We start from the raw sequence: 25,416 nt of genomic DNA on the forward strand, positions 1-25,416 counted from the left end.
CCTCTGCAATGCTTACGAAGGACTAGCCGATGCGCTTCCTTTTCCTGTGGCTTTCCATGCTCGTGATCGTCTGTTGCCGCGCAACAGCAGGCGGCTTGCATCCGGAATTCCAGGTCGGGGACTGGATCTGGACCGATGCGATGAAGAGCCGCCAGGAGTGCCGCTTTGTGCGCTTCATCGACGTTCCAGCCGGACATCAGGTCAAGTCGGCCCTATTGCGCATCACAGCCGATAATTTCTACCGCGTTTATCTGGACGGCCATTTCATTGGTCAAGGAAGCGATTGGCGGGCCCTCACTGAATACGACATTACCCGACTTCTCTCCGAGGGCCGCCACGTATTGGCCGTGAGCGTCGTAAACGATTTCGACTTCGCAGGTCTCGTCGCCGGCCTGCGGATCGCTCTGGACAATGGCGAAAGGATCGAGATCGCAACGGACCCGGCCTGGCAGATCGTTCCTGACGACGCATCGTCCTGGCCGCTCCCGGAGCCCGGTGTCCCCTGGAAAATGGCTCGCGTCGTGCGTCGCTTCGAAACCTGGTGGTTACGTCCCCGGGTTTATGAAGCCCCTGTTTCCTTGCCGGAGCCTCAATCGTTTTGGCAGAAACGTTGGTTCCAAGCCTCGCTGATCGTGGTGAGTTCGGCCGCAGTACTGGGGGGGCTGTTTCTTGCTGCGCAGCTCTTCCTGAAAATGCAAGCGGAGCGGGTGGTTCGGCGCGAGCGAGCTCGTATCGCCACCGACCTGCACGACAACCTCGGCGGAGGCCTGACCCAACTCGTCCTGCTGGGCGAAGCGGTTCGTCGTGACTTGGGAGAAACAGCAGGTGCCTCGGGCGACAAGCTGAAGCGGTTGTGCGAGCAGGCGCGCTTGATGGGCCGAAACATGAAGGAAACCGTCTGGTTGATCAATTCCCAGCGGGATACTGTGGCCGAACTGGCTTCTTACCTTGTGCACTACGGGGAGACGTTTTTTCGCGATAGCCCGATACGGTGTCGCTTCTCCATCGATGACGACCTGCCTGACGGCATCTGCGGGCTCGGAGTGCGTCGTAATCTGCTTCTTGGAGTCAAGGAGGCATTCAACAACGTCCTCCGCCACTCTCGAGCGGACGAGGTGGAGCTGTTCATTGAGCGCCGACGCGGCGCGCTGCGGGTCGCCGTCTCGGACAACGGAGTCGGCTTCGATCTCGAGTCGGGCCAACGAGGAGAAGGGCTGCGCAATCTCGAACTCCGGGCACGTGAGGCGGGCGGAGATCTCACGTTGCTGACCACTCCCGGAGAAGGAACCTTGGTAGAATTCCTCATTCCACTCTCCCCCCAACCTCGATTGGGCGGATGAATGGGAAGGCCCTCCTCTTCCGAAGGATTTGTAAATTTCGCGCCGCCAGATAACCTGCTGCCCTTGCCTCGTAAACACGCGTCCTTGGCCGACATGCCAAAATCCCCGACCTCGTCCGCTCTTCGGTCCCAATCGTCCGCAGCCGCGCCCCCACCGGGCGTTTGCCGCGTGGCGCTGGTCGAGGATGTGGAGGGAATTCGCCTCGAACTGATCAGCCTGATCGAATCGTTCGAGGGCTTTGTTTGCGTCGGAGCATGCACCAGCGGCGAAGAAGCCCTGAGGGCGCTTCCCCCGCTGGCTCCTGACGTGGTACTCATGGACATTTATCTGCCGCGCATGTCCGGGATCGAATGCACGTCCCGCCTCAAGGAAAGCCTCCCCTCCTGCCAGGTTGTCATGCTCACCTCTTCCGACGAAGAGGAGCTCATATTCCGTGCCCTTGAGGCAGGGGCCGATGGCTATTTGTTGAAAGACCGCGCCCCGGAGGATCTCCGTCAAGGCCTGCTCGACGTTGGAAGAGGGGGGGTGCCCATGACGAGTGGAATTGCACGCCGCGTGGTGCAATTTTTCAGACAACGGACAAAAGGCTCGGACGAACTCCGGCGGTTGAGCCAACGCGAATCCGAGGTCTTGGGACTGATCGCACGAGGTCTGACGACAAAGGAAATCGCAGACCGGCTCTCGCTCACCACCGAGACCATCCGCACCTACGTGAAAAACATCTACGAAAAGATGCATGTTCACTCACGGGCCGAAGCGGTGGCCAAATACTTCGAAAGCACGGGTTCCCCGCGGCTTCCTCGCACGGAGTGACCCCTCCCCCGTTTGGGGATATTGGGGACGGGATGACGCCATGCTATGTTGTGGGGCTGGACGACGGTCCTACCTGTCACTTCTCCGCCCCATCCTTTCTAAAAATCCACCCTTCGTTGCCCCGACTGCTCCGCCGGGCAACACGTGGCACCGTGGTCAATCACGATGGAGAGGCGGACCGAGATGCAAGGCCGCGACCCAATGAAATTTCAAAATGATGAGAGTTACACCGGGTGCCCCAAGGATGAAATGGACTGGGATGGGAATCGTGTGCGGGCTCGTCCTGGGGCTTGCCACGACCGCGCTCGCCGCGGATCCCGAGCCGCCTGTTGAAGGAACGGATAAAGTGCGGATTCATAAAACCGTCGTGAACGGATTCACGCATCCGGGGATCAGCCTGAACCAGGAGATTCTGGAAAACGCTCGCGCCCAGGTGCTGGCGGGACGCGAGCCGTGGCTCTCGGGGTTCGTCAAGCTCGCCTCGAGCCCCCGCTCATCCAAAACCGTTTCAAGTCGCAACCAGAGCAAGGACGACCCCACTCGTCCGGAGATGGATGCCTTCGACAATGCCAGTGTCGAAGGACGCCTCAAGGTCGATTCAGACACTGCGCTGCGCCAAGTGCTCATGTACTGGTTCACCGGGGATCGGACCTATCGCGCGAATGCCCTTCGTATTGTCCGCCTGTGGTCGAGGATGAATCCCGCGAAATTCAAGGCCTACAATGAGGTTTACATCCATTGTTCATTTGCCTTCAAGGACATGATCCTGGTCGCCGAGCTCCTGCGCGGAATGAACTCACCAAATCCCGAGCTGGATTGGACGGAGCAGGACACCCTCAATTTCTCGAATAATTTCATCACCCCGGGCGTCACGAACTTTTTCAACCACAATGGATGGTTCATGAATCAAAATGGCTTCGCCTATGCACCGGCAATCGCGGGAGCCATTTTCCGGAGCGATCCACAGGACTATGCAAAGCGGGTTGAACGCTTCACCGTGAACAAGGACGGTCCCAACAAGGGCTCTAGCTTTTCGATTCAGGATCTAGCCCGCCTGGTCGATACCAATGCTCTCACCGGCGAGAAGGTCGCCCCCCAGGTCCAGATCACCGAGATGGGACGCGATCAGGCGCATGCCGGCGACGACATGACGATCTTCACCACCATCGCTCGTATCTTGAATTCCCAGGGGACCAAAGTCGACCCGGTGACCGGGACCGTTTCCACCGCATCCGGAGCAGTCGGCCCGTATGAGTTCCTCGGCGACCGTATCCTCATGGCGGCCGACCACTTCTGCCGCTTCATGCTCGGCTACGGCACGCCTTGGGTTCCCACACCTTCCGACATCGGTCCCGATGGCTCCATCCGACAGATCTACCCCCGGATCGCCGACAACTACCGGGGCCGCATCCGGCAGCATAAGATGTGGGACCTGTATTATTACTACTCATGCAGTAAAGGCGTGGATCTCGCCAAGAAAGCTCCTTACTATTACCAGACGTTCACCAAGCGGATCGTCAGCGATGATTACGATTGGCTTTACATTCCGGGGAAAGCGACCGGAGAAGCGCTCCGCATCCCGCAATCCGAGCAGGAACCCAATGTGGTCGAAGTGGAGGAGCGTTCCTCGAACCTCACGGCGAATTCTTCCGTCAAAACAGAAGGTGACACCACGTTCGTTCGTGTTCTCCCCTCCCCCGAAGGAACACGCCTAGCCCTCCTGAGCTGCGCTTCCGAAGAAAAAACCATCGGTCTTCGAGTTCGCACGTCCGGCTTCGCCGAGGTGCAGATGTCAGGCTTCGAAAAGCCATGGCTACTTCCGGACACGGAAGGCCAATGGCGTTACGTATTCTACACCATGGGCCCTCTTGAACGGCTCGGTGACATCGTCTTCCTCAGCGTCAAAGGGAATCCAAGCACCTTGGTCGACCTCGACCAGCTCCTGAGAAAAACCGATGGAAAGCCACCGCTCTTCAGCTCGGGCGACTCCCCGCTGAGCGTCGTTGCCTATCCCGGGGCTCCCATCCATTTGGACTTCTCGGTTGCCAGATCAAAGGGGACAACGGTCGTGAAGAGCCTGGATAAGCCCGAGGGAGCGACGCTGGATCCGCAAACCGGTGGCTTTTCATGGGTTCCAACAAGCACCGGAGATCTTGTTTTCATCGTGACTGCCACGGACGGAGCAGCCGTTACCGCGAAGAAGGTGACGATCTCCATCGCCGCCGATCGCGCGGCGGCTCTTCAAAAGGCAGAGACAGGGTATGACCCGAACACGTCCTACGTCCAAACTTCATTGGAACGCTGCAAGGCGCTTCATGACCGGGCACAGAAGGAGCTGAAGTCCGCCGTGGACACAACCTTCTTCCCGCTACTGGTCCAGCTCAAGGAAGCGTTCGAAGGCCTGGAGCCGCTGACGCCCCTCCTACCTGACGGAAGCATGGATTTCCCGAAGCTGGTCGCTTCGTCGAACATCGGCCAGGCCATGAGCCTGCTGGTCGATGGAAACGATGACACCTTCGTGGGCTTTTACCTGGCCCCGGACAATTATCACGAATTCGACTTTGGAGCGGATTTCAAATTCTCCGCCAGCGCCTTCGCCATGGAAGGCCGTGTGAATTTCGAAGACCGCATGGAGGATGCCAAATTTTACGGCTCCAACGATCGGAGAACTTGGACGGAGCTCACCCCGGTTGCCACCCGACGCTCCACGGAACTGACGAAAATCCAAGTACCCGACGACCTTTCGAAATCGACGTTCCGGTTTTTACGCGTGAAGAGGCTTCGGGGCTCCATCTTTGAACCCTCCGAGATGCGCATCTTCGGCCGCCGCCACGAAAGCGGCAACAAGCTGGAAGCGATCTCGCTGCGGGCGGAGAAGAGCAATGGCATCCGGGTCGCCCTGGGACAACCGATTCGATTGGACCTGAAAACACGGGAACCGATCCGGGATCTTCGCGTTCGAATCCAAGGTATCGAGGCCACCACAAAACAAACGGCTGCTTTGACCTATGTCGCGGAAGCCCTCCTGAGCCAAGGCCAGGCAAAAGCGGGCACCGTGGAATTCAGCATCGATTACCGAAGACAGGACGGCACCCCCGGCGACTCCGGCTGCGTGACCACCGACGGTTCCCATCTGATCCTTGTCGATGAATCGCAGCTGATCCGGAACATCCCGGAGATCGCGAAACTCGTGGATCCCAACAGCGGCACGTCAACCTCCGCCACGCCGCGAATTCTGGCCGCGATGTTCGACGATAATCCCGGCACGTTCGCGGAACTCGATCTCAAGGGTCAAGGGGTCGGTGCCTACCTTCCCTTTGATTTTGGCGCGGCGCGTGTCCGGCTTTCAGGAGTGGAGCTTTTGGCACGGCCCAAGTACCGGGATAGAATCGCGGGAGCCATCGTGCAAGGATCGAACGATGGGGAAACCTGGACAAGCCTCACGGAGGAGGCCATCGGCACGGAGGAGTGGCAACGGCCTAAAATGAAACCGTCAACCGAAGCCTATCGTTACCTCCGGATCTTCAACCGGGGCAACTGGCACTGCAATGTTTCAGAAGTTCGATTCCACGGAGACCTGAAATGACCGCCCGCCCCCGCATCCACTTTGAATTCAAGTCGAGATCTCCGTCCCAGCGTGAGATCGCGGATCGTCTCGGCCTAAGCCAGGCCACTGTTGCACTGGCCCTCCGGGAACATCCTGACATTCCAGTCGTCATACGGGCGGAAGTAAAAAGGGTGGCTGACGAAATCGGGTATCGATCGCATCCGGATCTGCGGATTCTCCCCGACCACGAGCGGACAAAACTTCCTCCCTCCCGGCGGCCCTCGTTGGGATGGATCAACGCTTGGCGGGAACCAGCGCGGCTCGCCCGGCACCCAGATTACAGCGGATACTGGAGAGGAGCATGCAAGGCGGCTTCTGAAAGAGGATACTATCTGGAGGAGTTCCGCCTCTCTCCAAAGGCCACGGCGGAGGAACTGGAACAGCAACTCCAGATGAAAGGTTTCCACGGCATTCTACTCCCACCCGATGGTGACCCCACGATACTGAACCTCTTTCCGTGGAAGAACTACCGGATCGTCTGCCTGAGCCATCACACTTTGCCCTTCCCTGCAAATTTGGTTGGCCCCGATCAATTGGGAAACTTCCGGCTCGCCCTCGAAAGAATGCATAACAGTGGCTATCGCCGCATCGGTTTCCTCACCGATCGACGTCCCGAAGCCTCCAACGACAAGCTGTCGATGGCCGCATTCCCCTACAATCAGTGTGACTCCCTCTCGGAAGGACATCTGCCGATTGCCACGACCGCAGAAAATCCTGTTCCCCATCAACTCGCAGAATGGGCAAGAAGCCACCACTTGGATGCCATCCTCACGGACCTGCCCGGGGCAGGCCTTTTACTGAAACGAGCGCGCCTCCGGATACCCGAGGATCTTGGCCTCGCCTTCAGTTGCCGCGGTCAAATCCGGGGTTGGGCCGGTATTGATTGCCACCCGGAGGAAGTGGGCCGCCTCGGGGTCGAGATATTGGCTAGCTCAATCCATGGAGATCTAGATGGGATCCCCAGTATCCGCATCGCCGTGGAGGGCCATTGGCACGAAGGGAGCACCCTGCCTTTGGCCCCTGAAGGGAATTGAAGGCGGCGCGATTCAGGATTTCGGCCTGATCAACACACAAGCTCCGCCGCCGGGCGCGAGCTTAACGCGTATCATCGCGGCTTTATCCACCTCCCGCGTCTCGGCCCGATAGTCTTCCACATGGGTGCGGTAGTCGGATTGAGGGCCGTCCTGAATGACGAGGGCCTCGTATTTTCCAGCGGCCAGAAAGGACAATGGCACGCTCAATTCGCGCGGCGATTCATTGGTGGCGGCACCGATCAGCCAAGCTCCATCCGCTGCCTGCCGGGCCATCACGATGTACTCGCCGATCTCTCCGGCGAGTGTCTTGCTCTCCCGCCACGGCATGCGCTCAGCAGAGATGAAGCGCAGCAATTCAGGATGACGACTGTAGTATTCGGGAATGTCCGGGATGATGGTGGCCCCTGAGAACACGATCAGAGTACGGGCAACCTCGGCGGTGAGTGTGGACGGCACGGGCACACCGTGATCCACACGGCCAGCTTGGGTGAGATCGGCCAAACCGTTGTTCATGTCGATGGGCCCGGCGAGCATGTTGACGAACACGCTGGTCACGAACGTCTTCGGCTGAAAGACCTTATGACCGTCGAGTTGGGACTGGCAATACTCACGGGTGACCGCATTGGGCCACGTCCGCATCTGGCCGTATGGGTGAACCGGCATATCGTGGTAGTCGCACAGCAATTTGTTCTTCGCGCAAAGCTCGGTGATCATGCGGGTACGCTGGTTCTTTTCTCCAGGCGATCCATTCATGAAGCCGTACTTCACTCCCGCTGCACCCCACTCGCCATATTGTTTCAAGGTTTCATCAATGGGAAATTTGCGTCCTCCGATGTCGTTCAGATAAAGCCAAAGGCCCACGTTCCTGGTTTTCCCATAGGCGATGATTTCGCGGACCTGATCGACCTTTCCTCCCTTCACCGGGTCCGAACCGTTGCCGAACTCCGGACCGTACCAATTCGCGTCCAGAACCAGGTAGGGGATTCCATTCTCGGAAGCGAAATCGACCATGCGCTTCCAAGACGGAAGGGACATGTCGTAGCGGAAGCCGTCCACCTTTGCGCCATTGATGCGCCAGTCCCAAACGGCCACACCGGGCTTCACCCAGGAGAAATCCATGCTGGCGGGCGGCGGCGGGTTGAGCAGCTCGATGAGATGGGAGTCCACGAGGGCACCGGGCGAGCGCCCGAACATGATCACCTTCCACGACGCGCTCGGTTTGGAAGCAATCCGGAGCGACATCTTGTCCGGTGTGGCTTCCAAAGCCAACGGTTCGCCTTCGACCAGATCGGCCTCGTGCAAAGCCAAGTAATCGTTGGCGGTGGTTCTGATCGTCATCACCGGCTTCCGGAGTCCTTTCGAAGCGCTGAGTTTTTCCGGCCCGATGTTGTGATTCTCCCCGTTGTAGGACCACGCGGTGTAATCGCCAGCGAAGTTGAAAGCGGTGGCCTCCGCTCCGACCGACCTTGCGCCGGGGAAAACGTAGCGGAACGCCACACCTTCATCGTAGGCGCGCGCCTCGATCTGATAGGATCCCAGATCGATCAGCGCTTCCCGATAGCGATCCGGAACGAGCGTTCGCTTGCCCCACACGGGCTTCCACACCGAGTTTTCATTGCGTCGCTTGACGCTGGCAAACCTCCCTCCGACGAAACCCAGCGGGGAAGGCGAAATCACCGGCTTCGCATCGACTGCAAGTGAATGCGTGACGCCGCCGTCCGGTGCGACCTCGATGGTCAGCTTGAGATGGCTGTCCGGGGAATCAATGACGACGGTCTCGGCGAAAGCGGTCGGATCGCAAAGAAGTGCGACGATGGCAACGGGCACCAGACGAGTTCGTATCATGGTTTGGATGGTTGGAGAAGGATTCCACATTTCCGCCTTCCGAAGCAAAGATGGCTACCAGGGTATTGCGAATGAGCGGACAGCCTTGGCCATTCAGTATCCGCAATGAGAAGCGGCAGGGCACGACAACACCGCGAAGTACGGAAGGGATCGAAGAGTGATGCTCCGAGCATCGTAAAATCGCAGCCCACGTAAAGCACATCCCTCGATTATCCATCGCCCTCCCGTGGCCGGAAAGCAGGGCCTCGGCAAAGAGAGTCGCATCCCCCCTTTGAGGATATTGGGGCTCACAGCAAAACCTGATACGGTCCCCGTTTCCTACAGGCATATGCCTGCTGGCACCCCGCACCCAATGCTCGGTCCGAACCTCGCCGCCATTTGTAGAAGCCGCTCCGCCCGTGAACAAGAGTCACGCGGCCACCAAGCTTCTGCCGCAAATCCACTTCTTCCAGAGGGTATGGCGAGCGCAGTAGGACCAGGACTCCTCCAACCCGGCATTGGCGGAATAAAATTTCCGACCTTGGAATTCCGCAGTCTCTCCCCTCCGTCCTGATCACGCCTTCAACCCAAGGCATGCCCAAAAAAACACCCATACATGAAACCCACAAATCCAATCCGCATCGCCCGAGCCTCCCTGCTTCTGTTTGCCCTCGGGCAACCGCTGGCAGAGGCCTACACCCATCCCTGCATTCCCAATACCCTCGAGGAACTGGACACCATCAAGGCAAGCCTCAACCAACAGCCTTGGAAGCAAGGTTACGCGATACTGACGTCCGATGGTCATTCGCAGCTGACCTACCAGATGCGAGGACCGTTCGCGAATGTAAGCCGCGCGGGCGCTTACGACGCCAATCTCGGAGCATGGCAGAACGACATGGCCGCCGTGTATAACCTCGCACGCATGTGGTATTTCACCGGCAATCCCGATTATGCGCAGAAAGCCCACGACATCCTCATCCAATGGGCGACCACGCATACCAGCTTCACTGGCAACGAATCCGGCCTCGCCTTGGGCGACTATGCCATCTGCTACGGCGGGGGGGCCAGCATCCTGCGCGGCACCTGGTCCGGATGGACGGCCTCAGACACGACCACGGTCCAGAACTATTTCCGGAATGTTCTCGCGCCGGCTTCTCTCGCCTGGGGAAATATCCTTGGGCCTGCCAACAAGGGCGCCATCTATATGGAAGCCGGTATCGCCATCGCCGCTTTCTGCGACGACACCGCGAAATTCGACCAAATCGTCAACCTTTACCGCACCTTTCACGGCAGCGGCCTGATGAACACCCTGTCTACTGGACAGATGGGAGAGACAGGGCGCGACGCGGGACACGGGTTCGGCACCCTCAATGCCCTGGCCTTCGTGGCTGAATGCGCTTGGAAACAAGGCGTGGACCTCTACTCCGAATTGGACAACCGGCTGCTGACCTGTGGCGAATACTACGCCCGCAACACCTTCGCCACGGACAATCCCTACGTTCCCTACGGCACCATTGATTGGGCGTGGTTTAACAATGCGGCCGGCCCTTACACCGCTAATCGCGGCGCGTTTTACATCCTTCAAAACGCCTACAGAAACCGCCGCGGTCTCCCGACTCCCTGGATCGACCGCAAAATGGGAGAACAGGGTATCGACGGCGGCAACTTCATGTTTGCCAAGACGGCCGACTTCACCACCGCCACCGCGTCACCGGCCAGTTTCCCGACGGTTTCCCTGGCCTCGAGCGGCCTGACCCTGACTACCTTCGGCACCCAGACCACGGGCCGCAGCGCCTCGTATTCGAACGGTGTGTGGACGTTGACCGGGCTCGGGAACGGGGTCTGGAACGACACGACCGACGACTGCCAGTTTGCCTGCACCCAGATGACCGGCGACTGCGCCATGGTCGCCAAGGTCAACTCGTTCACCTATTCCGGCTCCAATAACGGCAAGGCGGGCTTGATGATCCGCGACAACCTCACGGCCACCGTTTCGCAGCGCGCCTGGATCGGGATGGTGCCCGCGGCCACCGTGCTAATGGAATCCCACATGCGGGGCTGGACGGAAAACTGGGGCGGGGGCGGATATGCCCAACGTTCGCACTCGTGGACTCCCGGCATGCCCTACTGGCTCAAGATCGAACGGCGGGATAAGCAGATCACGACCTTCGCGTCTCCGGATGGCGCCAGCTGGATGCCCGTGAACTGTACCTATTACGGCAATTTGCCGTCCACCCTCTATATCGGCCTGTTTCTCTGCAGCGGGAATACCACGTCCGTTACTGCCAACTTCGCCAACGTGGCATTCACCGGCGGAACCGGCGGCCTCCTGACCGCTCCCGTCGCCCCGTTGGGCGTGCTCGCCAGCGGCTCCAACAGAGCCATCACCGTGCGCTGGCTCACCTCCTATGGTGCCACCGCCTATGACGTGCTGCGCTCGACCACCTCGGGCTCGGGCTACACCGCTCTCGCCAGCAACCTCACCGGCACGAGCTATGTGGACACGACCGCGGCCGCGGGCACGAGCTACTACTACGTGATCCGGGCGAAGAACTCTGCCGGCACCAGCGGTGACTCACCGCAATTCGGTGCCGCTTTGCTTCCCACCGCCATGGTCAACCTCGCCCACAGCGGCACATCGACGGCCAGTTTCAATGCCACGTCCGTCACGGAAGGCTCTGCTAAGGCCTTCGACAGCGACCCTGGGTCCAAGTGGTATGGCTACAACTCGCCCACTGGCTGGCTCCAATACGACTTCGGCGCGAACAACCCGCAGGTCATCAAGCGCTACACGCTGAACAGCGCCGATGTGGCGACCCGTGATCCGAAAGATTGGACGTTCCTTGGCTCACAAGACGGAACCACCTGGACCACCTTGGATTCACAAAGCAACCAGCTCTTCGCCAATCGCTTGCAGATGAATACCTACGACATCGGCAACACCGCCGCTTACCGCTATTACCAACTCCAAGTCTCCGCGAACAACGGTGCCGCCGGGCTGGCAGTGGCCGAGCTCGGCCTGTGGAGTGACAGCGGACAAACCATTCCCAACGGCACCTATCGCGTCGTTTCCCGCAAGAGCAACAAAGTCCTCGACCTCTTCGGGGGCGGAACGGCCGATGGCACGGACGCTGTCCAGTGGGGCTGGACGGGGGGAGACAGCCAGAAGTGGACGCTCACCCACCTGGGCAATGGACACTACCAGGCGGTGGGCGTGGGAAGCGGCAAGCTGCTCGAAGTCACAGGCGCCTCCACCAGCAATGGCGCGGTCGTCCAGATCTGGCCCTCAAACAATAACAACTGCCAGAAGTGGACGGTCGCACCGGCAGGAGACGGCACCTTCAAGGTCCTGAACGTGAATAGCGGCAAGGCCATGGATGTAAGCAGCGGAAGCACCGCCAATGGAGCCGGCATCATCCAGTGGCCCTATAGCGGGGCAGCCAACCAACATTGGGCGTTTTCCATCGCACCGTAACCCGAAACCACCACCCGGCGGCACGAAACGTGCCGCCGGGTGGTCTTCCGGGTACCCTTCTCGATTTCGGATGAAACGCATCCTTCCCGATCCCCTGCCGTTCTTCGCGCTGCCCATCTAATCACCATTCATCCGCCTTCATCCGCCTTCATCCGCCTTCATCCGTCAAAATATCCAAATGTCCCGCTCCGCTTGGTTCGCCACCTCCCCTTTGCTCCGCCGCCTCAGATGCGCTTCGTCCGCCGTTCTCTCCGCTTGGTTCGCCTGTGGCACTCTCCTGGCTGCCCCTTCACCGATCGGAACCGGATTGAAGGCCAACATCACGCTCGGATCACTGCAGAACCCGGCGGTCATCAATCGCGCCTGGTCCCAGGTCGTGAACTACAATCTCGATCTAGCCAGCTGGCGATACGACGTCTTCGTTCCGGAAGGTTACGATGGAACGAAGCCATACGGGGTGATGGTGTACATTACCTCGGACCCCACTACCGGTGTTGTGCTCCAGGCTCCTTCCAATGAAAAGAATCTCATCTGGATCGCTCCACGCGCCGTCGGCAACGGTGCCAACTCGCCAGACCGTTATGGTGCCGCACTTCTTGCGATCTACCGCGCCAATGAGCTGTTCAACATCGATCCACGCCGCGTTTACCTCTCCGGCAAATCCGGTGGCGCCCGCACCGCGAGCGCACTCGCCTTCTACCACTCGGAGATTGTCCGGGGCGTCGCGCCCTCCTCGGGATTCGCTCTCCCTCGTCTCAATGAGGTCAGTCCCGATTACATTCCCAATACGAGCGGCCAGTCGGACACCTACTTTGTCTATGCGGATCAGCCGTTCTACTTCTACTACCTGAACAACAATTCCCTCCACAGCTCCATCTACACGGCGGCCAAATCGAAGAAATTGCGCTCTTACATCCTGACGCGCTACGACGACTACCGGGAGGATTACTTCGTGGAAGGCTTCCACTGTGCCTTCGAACCGCAAGGCCTTGATTGCTTCCTCTACGACGGGCCCGGGGGCCACACCGACCCCAGCGACACGGAGATGAAGGAGGCGATCGACTACCTGGACCGTGACGACACGTTCCCGGTGAACGCCAACACCAAGGCGGGCCCAGGCGGCTTCTCCGGCATGACGAACATCAGCCAAGCCGGAGCCTCGGCGGTCGAAACCACCGCGGCGGGAAAAACCACCTACACTCTCAATCCGGCGCTCACCTCGGTGGCGGCCGCGAAGAGCACCTCGGCATTCTATTGGGACAATGCCAACGGCTCGACCACCCGCTGGCTCTGGGAAGTCAAGAACCCTACACCGACGAACCAGAAGACCAGCTTCGGCCTCTGGTTCGCCAATGAGACCTGGAGTGGAGGCGTGCCGACCTCGGTGACGGGAGCGAACAACCCCGGTATCCTGATCACGGTCACCCAGAACGGATCGCTGAATCGGATGATCGTCAGCGCACGCCCTGATTCCGGCGGCGAAACCATTTTCTACGACGGCTATTTCAGCTTCGTGCCAGCCTACTCAACCGCCTGGACCACCACGCAAACCGGCTATCTCACCGGTACCGGCTCCCCTGTAGAGGTCCGCATGGATGTCAACAAGAGCCGATGGCAGCTCACATTCAACGGCATCAAGCTCGATGGCACGACGAATGCCATCGCCAGTGGAACGCAAATTTCCCGCGACAACAAGCGGATGCTTTTCGGCTACTGGGATGCGGCGGCCGGTGGCTCTTCGTTTTGGAAGCATGATCCGAACACCGCCGCCCTGAACACCTGGTCGCCATTCACCAAGTCCATCTTCACCGCCTCCACCGGTGCCCTTTCCGCCGGAGGCACAACCCCATCGCCCATGGAGCTGCGCTACGTGATCGCCAGCGATCCCGGCCTGCCGGATCCCCTTCCCCCGGGCCCTACCGGCATCACCGCTTCGGCCGCTTATGGAACGTTGAGCGTGGCATGGAATGCATATCCGGGTGCAACCAGCTACCAGGTCAAGCGCGCCATCACCGCCGGTGGCCCCTACACCACCTTGGCGAGCAGCGTCACCGCCAATTCCTACTCCGATACCACTGCCGAGGCCGGTGTGTTTTACTACTACACCGTTTCCGCGGTCACGGCTTCAGGCTCCACCGCCAATGGCACTGAATCCGGCGCCGGTTTGAACTCTCTGCGCATTCGTAACACTGGTGGCACGGCGAGCGACAGCCTCAATACGACTGGAACAGAAGGCGCGGCCAAGGCCTTCGACGGCACCACCGCGACCAAGTGGTTCAACGGCACCGGCGCGACCGACTGGATCCAATACCGTTTCGCCTCCGGCAAGCGCTTCCCGCTCAGCCAATACAAGATCTCCTCCGCGAACGACGTGCCAGTCCGTGATCCGGTGGCTTGGCAGGTGCTCGGCAGCAACGACGGCATCGGCTGGACCATACTCGACACCCGGTCGGCCCAGAGCTTCGCCGCCCGGTTCCAGACCAACACCTACAGCGTCCCCCTGACTGCCGCCTACGAGTATTACCGCCTCAACATCACGGCCAATGGCGGGGATGCGGGCATCCAGCTTTCTGAATGGCAGATCCTGTCGCCCGACATGACCCCGCCGACGATCGCCACGCCTTCCAACCTCTTGATCGGAACCGCGGGCCAAACCGGTGCGGTCGTGACCTTCAACGCGACCGCCACCGACTACGAAGACGGTCCCTTACCCGTCCTCTTTACCCCGCCATCAGGCAGTGTCTTCCCGATCGGCTCGACCACCGTGGTTTGCCGGGCCAGCGACCTCAGCGGCAACTACAGCCAGACTTCGTTCACTGTGACCGTGAACGACGACACGTTGGGAGACATTTCTCCACCCACCATCACGGTGCCCGCGAACATCACGGTGCCCGCGACGGGCACAGCGGGCGCGGCGGTTACCTTTACCACCTCCGCGGTGGACGCCGTGGATGGAACGCGCCCCACCACCAACACTCCTGCTTCCGGCTCTTTCTTCCCGATCGGCACCAGCGTGGTCACGGCCACGGCAACGGACGCAACCGGCAACACCGGGTCACGCACCTTTACCGTGGCGGTTCAGCCATTTGCCCAGGAGCGCGCTTGGTTGAAGTTCGACGAGTCGAGTGGAAATTCGGCGGCGGACGCCACGGGCAACGGTTGGACCGGCACGCTGGTCGGCAGCCCCTCCTGGACTCCCGGCAAGATCAACCGGGCTGTGGCCCTAAACGGCTCGGCTCAATATGTCACCCTGCCTTCGGGAGTGGTGGGCGGCCTCAATGACTTCTCCATCGCCGCGTGGGTGAAACTGAACGCCACAAGCAACTGGGCACGGCTTTTTGACTTCGGTACCGGCACCAGCGTTTACATGTTCCTGACTCCGAAGAACGGCGCGAACAACGTGGTCCGCTTCGCGATCAGCACGGCAGGAGGCGGCGGTGAACAGAAAATCGACGGCACCGCGGCTCTACCGACCGGCATATGGACTCACGTGGCAGTCACTCTCTCGGGTTCCACGGGCACACTCTACGTCAACGGGTCACCGGTCGGCACGAACGCCAATATGACCCTCAAGCCTTCCAGCCTCGGGTCAACCGGCAACAACTACATCGGAAAATCGCAGTACAACGATCCGTATCTCTCCGGTGCCGTGGATGATTTCCAGATCTTCGGTCAAGCGCTCACCGGCCAGCAAATCGCCGCCTTGGCCAACCCACCAACCGCCCCGGCATCGCTCACGGCCGGAGCCTTGGACACACGGTCATCATTGAGCTGGAGTGCCGCCGCGGGAGCCTCCAGCTACAACATCAAACGCGCGCCCGTGAGCGGCGGTCCCTATGTATTCGTCGCAAACACCACGGTCACGAACTTCACCGACACTAGCCTCACCAACGGCACGACGTATTACTACGCTGTCACCGCGGTGGCGTCGCTGTTGGAGAGCGCGGACAGCGCGGAAACCAGCGCCACTCCATTGTCCGCGCTTCAGCAATGGCGACAAGCAAACTTCGGCTCGATCACAGGCACAGGCAATGCCGCCGACGGTGCGGATCCGGACGGCGACGGATGGACCAACGCGCAAGAGTTTGCCTCCGGAACCAATCCCAATGACCGCGCCAGCCTCTTGAAGCTGACTCAGGTCCAAGCCAACGGAAACGACATGCGGCTCCGCTTTCCAACGGTGAACGGAAAAACCTACCGGGTGGAAAGATCCGATAGCTTGCTTCAAGGTTCCTGGACAATCGTGAAGAACAACATTACGGGCACCGGCGAGGAACTAGAGGTCACGGACAATGGGGGTGCCACCCACCTCCGGCGGTTCTATCGAGCCGTAGTGAATCAGTAGGATTGCATGTCGATTGTCTCACGAAAGAATCGAGGCGAAGAGCGTATGGCCGAGGCCGACGTGGTTACCATGGCCTGCGTTTCCGAACTGAGAACATTCCACCCCTGACAGCTCTTTGACTCCGTCAACCAGCCCTCGATTGTTGAATGGCGCTTCATCGCGCCGCCGCTTGCTGGCCTCCGAGTTCTCCTACGATCACCCCGCGACCGCTGGTTCCGAGATAGACCCGCCCGAACACGCGCGGATCACCGGTAATCGCGTGGATCGCTCCGAACTGATGGCGGTCGTCATTGATCCTCAGCCATGAGGTGCCCCCGTCTTCGCTTCGGAAGATTCCATCGATTCCTCCGATCCGGCCCCAGAGGTAAGCGGCTGGATAGGCATTGGTGGAAGCCGGTCGGCCAAAGCCCACCTGATAGGCCTGCTCCACCACTTCAGCCCGGTGAAATTTGGCTCCGCCGTCCGCGGAACGCCACAATCCGTTTCCTCCCGCCGCATACCACAAATGGCCCGCTCTTCCCGGGACCGATTCAAGGCGCTGCCCGCCTTCGGGCAACTCTCCCCCGGCGGGCGTGAAGGTGGCGGCTCCATCGTCGCTCCGATACACGCGCCGTGTCACGGAATCGAACACCGAAAGCCGCAGCCGGTTCATTCGATCGGCAGCGGGCCGGTATTTTCCCGCAGGACATCCGGCGGCAGGCTTCCAGGTCGCCCCGTCGTCGGAGGAACGATAGGGGACTCCCTCCTTGGGACACAGGAGGAGAACGGCACCGTCCGCGGAAACGGCGATTTGTCCGTTATTCGAGCCCGGTGGCGCTGACGGAAAGGCTTTCCAGGTGCGGGCACCATCGCGCGAGACCGAGCCGCTGGATTCGTGCAGGCGCGCCAGAACTCCGGGAGCCATACCCGCACCGTCGAGACTGTAGGACGTACCATGGGACGGAGAATGGCGACCGCTGATCGGAGACGCATCCAAGTCGTCATGCCGAAAGCCGTCGAAGTCCCCGATCACGCTGATCAATGGCGGGCCGGAAGCAGGGCTGACCAGGCCCAGCGGCACGCTCTCCTCGAGCCCCTTGTTGTCGAAAGACCACGCGGGTTTCTTTGCCGAGACACCAGGGTCCTGGGTCGTGTACAGTCCGTAACCAGTCACAAAGGTCACTCTGCCCGGGTCAAAGGGATCGATCTCCACATCGGTGATCCAATGGGGCTTCACCGAAGCGGCCCAGGGCGCGGAACCATGGTCGAGCGTCGCTTCCGCCAGGATTCCCGTCCAAGTCTGGCCTCCGTCGTCCGAGCGGTAGATCTCGTCGCCGGGCCACCAGCGGTCGAGTGTCGAAACGACGACTCGTCCCGGAGCCCCCGGATCGGTGGCCATCCCTCCGAATCCTCCTCCGCCGCTGGGAACCTGGAGGTCTTTCCACGCGCCTTCCGGAGAAAGTTTCCACACACCCCCTTTGGACACGTTGCTGGGTCCCAATGCGTCATTGAAGGTCACGTAGAGATTGCCCTCTCCGTCGAAGGCGGTCTGATGGGCGATCCATCCTTCAGGCTGACCCGGTACCGCGGCCCAGGAATTTCCGCCGTCCATGGATCTCCACAGGCTGGGCCCGGTGGTTTGCGCCGCACCCGCATACACGATGCCGGCACGCGAGGGATGGAAGCGGACGAAAGTGGTGGATGCCACCGGGAATGCCGGGACACGTTCCCAGTCCGCCCCGCGGCCGGTGCCGCGCCAAAGGCCGTCCTGCGAGGAGCCGATCAACAGACGTGTCCCATCGAATGGATTCACGGCCAGCCGTTCGCCGGTGCCGCGCCCATCCTGGTTGCCCCCGACCTTGAACGGAAGCTCTTTGGTGGTCCAGGTCCCCCCCCGGTCGGAGGAGGCCATGAAGGTGGCGTTCGGAGCCCACCATGCGGTGTATTGGCCACAGGCGAGATACACCCGCCCGGAATCGGCCGGATCCAGCGCCAGGCTCACCACTCCCAGCTTCATGAATTCATTGCGGGTTCCGCCGATCGAATCGTTGAGCGGGATCCACGGGCCGTTCGGCTTGTCCCTGCGGTAGGCTCCGCCCACGTCGGTCCGGACATATGCGAGCCCGGTCTGGCGCGGGTGATACTCGATACCGGCAACATACCCGCCGCCTCCGATCGCCACGTTCCGCCAAGTGTAATCCGCGCCACGGGCCAGAGGCAGGACGAACACCGCACCGCCAAGTGCGCGGAGCAGGAACCGGTGAACGGAAGGAAAGCGCGCGGGGAGGAAGCTCATGAATCGTCTGTCCTATCAACCGGATGCCAAGGATGCGATCTCGCCGACAGGGGATTTTTCACTCCCCCATTCCGGGGAGCCACCTTGCAACACATCCAGAGCCGCGGGCTCACCAGGTGACGACGATCCGATAAAAGCATGTCACGTGGTTCCCTCCCCCGGAGTCGGTGATCTGGACGACATTGCCCGTACCCGGGATTCCCCCGAGCACCGTGGTCCACGAGCCATTGGCCAGCTTCTCTGTTCGCTCGACGCGATAGGTCCTTCCAGACACCGTTGGAAAGCTGACCCGCATGTCGTTTCCGCTCTTCTTCAATTGATCGATTCTCAGCAGGCTCGATGGATTGTTCGGATCGGTGCCAGCGATGAACTCCTGCATATTGGTCCAGGTATCTCCATCGGGGTCCGCGCTATCGGCGGCGATCCCGGCGTTTGCCACCGCGCCGAAATTCCCCAGCCGCCAACTTTCCACCGGAGTGTAGGTGGCCGCGATGATTTCCGCGCCAGTAAGGACCCGGTTGTAGAGCCGCACTTCGTCGAGTGTGCCGTTCAGATAATTGTATCCCGGCTGGAGTCCGCCGATGCGGAGCATGGTCGGCCAGTTGCGCGGACCGGTGGGACCGGTTCCGCTGCCGCTCAGAACGCCGTCCACATACACCCGCATCGCCCCGCTGGTGTTGTCCCTTGTAGCCGCGACATGGTGCCACGTGCCGTCATTGATGGCGGCGGATGAAACCACGGAGGTGTCCCCGTTGGAGGAACCGATACCAAGGACAAACCTCCCGTTGACGATGGATGTGCCCCAGTCGGCCCCTCCCCCGCCGATCTCGCCATCCACCAGCCCCTTACCCGTCCACCAGTGCGCACCGGCGCTGCCTGCCGTGTCGGTGGTCTTGACCCACATCGTCACGGTGAAGTCGTCCGTGACCGGAGGAGGAATGGTGACGCTGGCTCCACTGCCATTGAATTGCGCGGCCTGCGAACCAACCTTGCCCGCCACGTAGGTCACGCCTGACGGGGAACCATGGAAGCCGTTTCCGCTGTTGTCCTGGGCGTTGCCCTCGAAGGCGTAGCGCGCCCGGAAGCCCGGCGGGGTGCCCGCTCCCGGAATCACGAACAAGGTGACGCTTTGGGGCGGAGCGCTGAAGAAAACGCTGTCGTTGGCCACCGGCGCGTCGGCGAGCCGGTTGATCGCGTTGGCGTTGTTCAGTTGCCAGACCTGAGCCGGGGCACTGGCGGCGAAACCGGCGAGATTCACCGTGACAGGCGTGTTCGCGGACAGGCGCTTGCAGATCACCATCACGGTCAGGGCATTGTCGGCGCCGCGCTGGGCCGCGAAGGCCGAGATCTGGTCCGGATTCTGGACGACAGCCGAGACGCTGGTGTCGCCGAAGGTGCTCTTCGCCCCATCGTAGTTCCGATACATCTTGAAAGCGCTCCGGACCGGCTCCCCGGTTCCGAGCGAGCCCCAGAACGTCGCGAGATCGACGCCCTCGCGGCCAAAGATCCCGAGAACATCGGCTTGGGCAATCGCGCCGCTGATGTGGCCTTCCGCTCCCCAGCTATACTCGGTGATGGCGATCCTGGTGCCGGGATAGAAGTTGTTTACCCAGTTCTTCATCCGGGGAATGAGCTGCACCGAGTTACCGATCCAACTGGAGGAAACGTAGGAGGTGTCCCAAAGGTCGCGGGTGCACTCATTGCGTTTGAGCTGGGCCGCCGTGGACGAATCCCCCTGGCTGAACTCGTTGTACTGCGGGTAATAGTGTAGACTGAAAACATCCAGCAATCGCCTGCCGGTGGTGTTGTGACTGGCTTTGAGTTCCTTCAGCAGCCACGGCATGTAGTCCGCACCGCCGTGGGCCGCCCGATCGGCTCCTCCCGGCACCGAGGTGTCATAGGAACTGCTGAAATAATTCGGCCAGCCCCATTCCTCCGGACCGACGATCTGCGCGGAGGCATCCACATCCTTGATCTTCCCGGCGTAGTCCACGATCTTGTTGCGGATCGTGTCCATCGTGGGTCCCACGGTCATGAGGTCCCGGTGCTGGGCGGGCCACACACCGTGCTCATTGCCCATGATGTAGTAGCGCACGCCATTGCCGGACGAGTTGCCGAACTTGTTCACCAGATGCTGCACCCACTGCTGCTGGAGCGTGGAGTTGTTCGGAACGTAGGCGTCATTGGGATCGTTCCATGAGATGATGGCACCATCGCTGGCCCGCACGCCGTTCCCGGCATCCGGGAACCAAGGATCGGTGCCGGTCTGCGGGCCATACTTGGAGACCGGGAACGAGGCGAGGCCGGACCGATTCGGCCCGAGCTTGGCAATCCAATCCATGATGGGGATCGTGATCATGGGCTGGGCTCCCGCCGTCTTGGTGGACGTGATGAAGGCGTCGGCTCCCGCACTGGGAGCGGAGCCATCGGAGTCCGGGAGGCTTTCGAAATACCAATCCGCGGATCGGTTGGTGGCATTCGTCTGCCAGTTGTAGGTCGAGGTCGCGTTCCCTCCCCGGCGGTCGACGGTCAGATTCAGGTCGAGCAGCGTGGCCTGGTCGGCCCAGTTCGCGCCATAGATGAGAGGGCTGATCGTGTTCCGGTTCGCAAAGACGTCCACCTGGATCGTCGCGGCGGGGTTGTCGGCGGAGGCCGTGGCAACCATGGCGGGCAAGACCCCGATCCCGGAGGCGAGCAGCCTCATCACGCGGCCTCGCATCGGCATGGTGCCTCCTTGTTCCACGAAATGAAGCGCGTATCGGTTGATCATGGGGTCGGGATGCCCATCGTCGCCGGGCCTTGTGGATTTCCAGCGATCGATGGGTCCACCCAGCGCATCACAATCGAAGCCTCTGCTCCACTCCGCCGAGGAGTGGTTTTACCCTCCCCCGAACGGGGGAAGCGGTCGGCGTGCGGCGGTTGGCCCCGTCATCCCCCTTCGGTTGATCGGAAGAGCTTTTGGGCGAACTGGTAAAGGTTGCTGGCCCAGGTGGCACCATCGTGGCCGTGATCGTCCACGTTCCAAACATGGGGAACATCGCTCTTTTTCAAAAAAGCCTGCAAGCCTTGCGAGATGTTGATGAGACCGTCCTTGTGGCCGCAGGAAAGGTAAAGGAGCTTCAGCTTTCCGCGGACGGTGGTGGGCTCCTTCACCAGTTCGGCAGGTGGCCGGGTATTCGGAGCCGGCGAAAACCCTCCAATCCATGCGAACGAATCGAGGTTCCCGAAACCGAGGTTCAGCGCCTGGCCGCCCCCCATCGACAGCCCCGCGATGGCGCGGTGTTCCCGGTCCTCTTGAACGGAATATTTCCTTTGGATCGACGGGATGAGGCAGTCCAACAGGTCGCGCTCGAATTTCGCAAACGCCGCGGCGTGCCCGGGCGCATAGATCTCGGCGGGCGGGCTGTCATTGGGAAGCGCGCGGCCGTTGGGCATCACCACGATCATTGGCACCGCTTTCCCATCGGCGATGAGATTGTCGAGGATCGCGGGAGCCTTGATGTAGCCGGTCCACTCGTGCTGATTCCCGCCGATGCCATGCAGGAGATAGAGCACCGGATACCTCCGGTCCGGCGAATAGCCGGGCGGCAGGTAAACGTTCGCTTCCCGGCGGGTGCCGGTGACGGTCGAATCGTAGGCGAAGACCTCCACCCTGCCCGAGGGAATGCCCGGCCGGGGCAGGTTGAATCCGTCAGGCGGATCGGCGAACACCTTCACATCGTCCGGCCCCAGTTGGATGGGCCTCGCGAAATTGGCGCGGGCGCGCTCCGCGGACGTTTGCTCCGGCGTGTCCTGGCCGGGCGAAATCGAAATGGCGGCCATCGCAACGAGCATGGCGATTGGAATGGGTTTCATGGGTGTGTCGGGTGGGATTTGAAAAGAAGCGCCGGATGCATCGTCCGGAAAATGAAGCCCGCGATCAGGGCGGATCAGGGCGGATCAGCCCCCGTTGAATCGAGACCGAAACCGCCTCGGCCCGATCGTGCACATTGAGCTTGGTGAACAGCGACCTCATGTGGGTCTTCACGGTCTCTTCCGAGACGAACATCGCGGAAGCGATCTCCTTGTTGCTCCTCCCGCGGCAGACGAGGCGGAGCACGTCCAACTCGCGAGGTGTCAGGCGGGGCCGGATCATGCGGTCCGCCAGACGGGCCGCGATGGCCTGGGGAAGGTATCGCTCCCCCTGGTGAATCCGGCGGATGGCATCCACGAGTTCCTCCTTCGTCGTGTCCTTGAGGAGGTAGCCGCGCGCCCCGGCTTCGAGGGCCTGGAAGACGTCCTCCTCGCTGAGGTAAGTGGTGAGCACCAGCACTTTTGCCGAGGCATCGCGGGCCAGGAGCGCCTTGATCGTCTGCACGCCATCGCCATCCGGCATCCGCAGGTCGACGATGTAGACATCCGCGGTTTCGGGGGATTTCATCACCTCACGGCCGCTGCCGCATTCGGCGACAACCTTCAGGTCTGGCTGGCGTTCCAGGATCGCGACAAGCCCCGCCCGCAAGGACGGGTGATCGTCGGCCAGGATCAGGCGGATGGGTGCGTTCATGTCGAAAGAGTGACGGAAACCTCGGTGCCTTCGTCGGGACGGCTGTCAATCGAGAGACTGCCACCGAGCGCGGCCACCCGTTCATGCATGCCGGTGATGCCAAAACCTTTGCCGGTCAACCCGGCAACGTCGAAACCGCGGCCGTTGTCGCGCACGCTGAGCGTGACCCAGTCGTCCCCGAAACGAAGCTCCACCAGGATTCTCCTGGCCCCGGAATAGCGGACGGCATTGGTCAACGCCTCCTGCCCGACCCGCAGAAGCGCGCTCTCGTGTTCGGCCGACAAGGACCGCGGTGCGCCCTCGGTTTCAAACTGCGTGGCGATCTCGCCACCATGGGTGAGATCCGCGGCAAAACGCTGCAAGGCGGTCGCCAAATCCGCTTCGCCGAGCGCCAACGGGCGGAGGTTCCAAACCGTCCGGCGCGCTTCGCGCATGCTTTCCCGGACCAGGCGACGCGCGCTTTCAAGGTGAACGAAAGCCCTCTCCGGATCTTCCGTCACCTCATCACGCACACACTCCAGTTGCAGCGAAATGGACGTCAGTCCTTGTGCCAGGGAGTCGTGGATCTCCCGGGCGAAACGACCTCGCTCGGCGAGCACCGCTTCGAAGGAGCGGCGTTCGGCATCCAGTTCGCGCTGCCGCCGGGCATGGTTCCAACCATAGACCGCCAACAAGGTCGCAATGATCGCGGCGGAAGCCATCGCCACCCGCGGAGGCGTCCACCACGGAGGCAATGACAGGATCCGCAGATCGGCCGGTGAACGCAGCAGCAGCAGCAATTTGTCCTCTCCCTGCAGCGGCACGAACGCCCCCACGGAACTGATCCGCGCGATACCGCACACCCGGACCTGGGAACCGGGAATCAACTTCGGCAGGGGGCCGGCCTGCAAATCCAGCAGGGCGCGGAAGACCGTGGTCTTGTTGCGGAGCTCGAGGGTAGTCCCGTCTTCTCCGCGAAATACATCGAGCAACTCCGCTTCCAGCGAGACGAGATCGGCTTGATGTTGCGCGTGGAAAACCTCCCGGCCTTCGAATTCGAGCGGTTGCGGCGGATCCACCTTGCCCACCACGCGCGCGCTGAGCGCCCGCAGGATCGGCTTCATGGGCTCCACGGCGGGCCAGCCGTCGGCCTCGACAATGCTTCCCGGGATGGCCGCGAGGGGCTGGGCCGTCTGGACCCACAACCCTCCCCCATCGGTCCGGAGAAAAAGCCCGCTGCCGGGAATCACCATCGTGACCGCACCGCGCACGCGCACAAAGCGGTCCGGCCCCGCCCCGGTAAAGCGGAACAGGTCGTCCGCCCGCACCACCGTGGGCGTCGAGCGGCGGTCGGGGGAATCGAGCCGCACGACGTCGGCGAGGGAACTCACCCGCAGGAAGCGCCGGGTCATTTGCCGGTTGGTATTGAAAACGGTGGCGGCCACGCCGCGGAGGCGCACGCGGGCCTCGGCGAGATCCCACGGAACCGATTCCGGAGGCAGCGGCCCTTCGATCAAGACGTGGAATTTACAGGGGCCGGTCTGGCACTCCAGCACCACCTGTTCCGAGTTCATCAAAACCTCATGCACCAGGGTCTCCACCTTCACCCAGTCACAGTCGAGGTCCGGACGTTCCAAATCCTCCGCGCCGATCAAGCGCGGCTCGGGGAGGGCTTGGTGGCTGAGGATCTCGATCCGGGGTGCACCACCGCCGGTTCCGCGGACGACCGGAGCAAACAAGCCTTCCCCGGTGACACCGGTGACCTCGATGGAGTCCCCCACCGCGGGCCAAACCAGGTTCCCCTCCTCCGGCTGCTCGACGAAGATCCCCGAGGCTCCGTCGTGCAGAAACAAAGCCCGTCCCTGGGGATGCACGAAAGGAACAAAACCACGGAGCCTGACCGGGCGGGCCTTCGCCGCCTCCCCGGGTGAAAGCGCGCGTATCTCCGCGGCAGACATGAGCGGGGCCTGGGCCCGGGCAGGAACCAAGCCGGACCACAACACCACGGCCACCCGCAGGCAAACCATGAAATTGAAAAGGCCACGCATTCGACCGAACGAGGAGGTCAAGGGCTGGAGGTGGGTTTCAAATCAAGGACCGGACCCTCCTCTTAGCCGAACGAAATTCACGACGCCAGAAGAACAAGTGCTTTCCCTGTTAACGTGAAACATTTCGATC

The 25,416-nt window shown here is 61.3% G+C and carries 12 protein-coding genes; 6 read left to right on the plus strand and 6 right to left on the minus strand.

The genetic code is table 11. From position 1 onward, the window contains the following. Positions 1–56 precede the first annotated feature (56 nt). From llg_RS21305 to llg_RS21320, 4 genes are all read left to right on the plus strand, one after another. A complete protein-coding gene (locus llg_RS21305; RefSeq protein WP_338287074.1) occupies positions 57–1,340 on the plus strand; it encodes an ATP-binding protein in 1,284 nt (427 codons plus the stop codon). Between the two features lie 168 nt (positions 1,341–1,508). Next, complete coding sequence (locus llg_RS21310) at positions 1,509–2,153, plus strand: response regulator transcription factor (protein ID WP_338287075.1); 645 nt, start codon at positions 1,509–1,511, stop codon at positions 2,151–2,153. A gap of 244 nt (positions 2,154–2,397) precedes the next feature. Next, positions 2,398–5,739 carry a putative Ig domain-containing protein gene (locus llg_RS21315; RefSeq protein WP_338287077.1) on the plus strand — a complete coding sequence of 1,114 codons (3,342 nt, stop codon included), beginning with the start codon at positions 2,398–2,400 and terminating at the stop codon, positions 5,737–5,739. Beyond that, complete coding sequence (locus tag llg_RS21320; RefSeq protein ID WP_338287078.1) at positions 5,736–6,794, plus strand: hypothetical protein; 1,059 nt, start codon at positions 5,736–5,738, stop codon at positions 6,792–6,794. Before llg_RS21315 ends, llg_RS21320 begins: the two co-directional genes overlap by 4 nt. 12 nt (positions 6,795–6,806) lie before the next feature. Here llg_RS21320 and llg_RS21325 read toward each other — a convergent pair whose 3' ends face one another. Further along, positions 6,807–8,639 (minus strand): glycoside hydrolase family 97 catalytic domain-containing protein, encoded by a 1,833-nt coding sequence (locus tag llg_RS21325; RefSeq protein ID WP_338287079.1) that lies wholly within the window; start codon positions 8,637–8,639, stop codon positions 6,807–6,809. A 595-nt stretch (positions 8,640–9,234) separates the two neighbouring features. Between llg_RS21325 and llg_RS21330 the strand changes: the two genes are divergently transcribed. Together llg_RS21330 and llg_RS21335 are read left to right on the plus strand one after the other, a co-directional pair. Then, a complete protein-coding gene (locus llg_RS21330; RefSeq protein ID WP_338287080.1) occupies positions 9,235–12,093 on the plus strand; it encodes an RICIN domain-containing protein in 2,859 nt (952 codons plus the stop codon). Between the two features lie 307 nt (positions 12,094–12,400). Further along, complete coding sequence (locus llg_RS21335) at positions 12,401–16,438, plus strand: LamG-like jellyroll fold domain-containing protein (protein WP_338287081.1); 4,038 nt, start codon at positions 12,401–12,403, stop codon at positions 16,436–16,438. 154 nt (positions 16,439–16,592) lie between these two features. Here the strand turns inward: llg_RS21335 and llg_RS21340 are convergent, their stop codons facing one another. The 5 genes from llg_RS21340 to llg_RS21360 form a co-directional block, all read right to left on the minus strand. Then, on the minus strand, positions 16,593–18,713 hold the full coding sequence (locus llg_RS21340; RefSeq protein ID WP_338287082.1) for a hypothetical protein: 2,121 nt from the start codon (positions 18,711–18,713) through the stop codon (positions 16,593–16,595). A gap of 109 nt (positions 18,714–18,822) precedes the next feature. Beyond that, complete coding sequence (locus tag llg_RS21345) at positions 18,823–21,483, minus strand: glycoside hydrolase family 44 protein (protein WP_338287084.1); 2,661 nt, start codon at positions 21,481–21,483, stop codon at positions 18,823–18,825. A gap of 158 nt (positions 21,484–21,641) precedes the next feature. After that, positions 21,642–22,568 (minus strand): alpha/beta hydrolase-fold protein, encoded by a 927-nt coding sequence (locus llg_RS21350; protein WP_338287085.1) that lies wholly within the window; start codon positions 22,566–22,568, stop codon positions 21,642–21,644. Positions 22,569–22,632: 64 nt separating this feature from the next. Then, the gene (locus tag llg_RS21355) at positions 22,633–23,259 is read right to left on the minus strand and encodes a response regulator transcription factor (RefSeq protein ID WP_338287087.1); all 627 of its coding nucleotides are present in this window, start codon (positions 23,257–23,259) and stop codon (positions 22,633–22,635) included. Continuing rightward, positions 23,256–24,977 carry a sensor histidine kinase gene (locus llg_RS21360; protein WP_338287089.1) on the minus strand — a complete coding sequence of 574 codons (1,722 nt, stop codon included), beginning with the start codon at positions 24,975–24,977 and terminating at the stop codon, positions 23,256–23,258. Before llg_RS21360 ends, llg_RS21355 begins: the two co-directional genes overlap by 4 nt. Positions 24,978–25,416 lie beyond the last annotated feature (439 nt).

This window comes from Luteolibacter sp. LG18 (assembly GCF_036322585.1).
GTDB lineage: Bacteria > Verrucomicrobiota > Verrucomicrobiia > Verrucomicrobiales > Akkermansiaceae > Luteolibacter.

What these genes read in the sequence shown, in the direction of transcription:
- llg_RS21315 (WP_338287077.1), top strand. Translation starts at nt 2,398, where the DNA reads ATGAAATGGACTGGGATGGGAATCGTGTGCGGGCTCGTCCTGGGGCTT.
- llg_RS21325 (WP_338287079.1), bottom strand. Translation starts at nt 8,639, where the DNA reads ATGATACGAACTCGTCTGGTGCCCGTTGCCATCGTCGCACTTCTTTGC.
- llg_RS21345 (WP_338287084.1), bottom strand. Translation starts at nt 21,483, where the DNA reads ATGATCAACCGATACGCGCTTCATTTCGTGGAACAAGGAGGCACCATG.
- llg_RS21305 (WP_338287074.1), top strand. Translation starts at nt 57, where the DNA reads ATGCTCGTGATCGTCTGTTGCCGCGCAACAGCAGGCGGCTTGCATCCG.
- llg_RS21340 (WP_338287082.1), bottom strand. Translation starts at nt 18,713, where the DNA reads ATGAGCTTCCTCCCCGCGCGCTTTCCTTCCGTTCACCGGTTCCTGCTC.
- llg_RS21350 (WP_338287085.1), bottom strand. Translation starts at nt 22,568, where the DNA reads ATGAAACCCATTCCAATCGCCATGCTCGTTGCGATGGCCGCCATTTCG.
- llg_RS21355 (WP_338287087.1), bottom strand. Translation starts at nt 23,259, where the DNA reads ATGAACGCACCCATCCGCCTGATCCTGGCCGACGATCACCCGTCCTTG.
- llg_RS21330 (WP_338287080.1), top strand. Translation starts at nt 9,235, where the DNA reads ATGAAACCCACAAATCCAATCCGCATCGCCCGAGCCTCCCTGCTTCTG.
- llg_RS21320 (WP_338287078.1), top strand. Translation starts at nt 5,736, where the DNA reads ATGACCGCCCGCCCCCGCATCCACTTTGAATTCAAGTCGAGATCTCCG.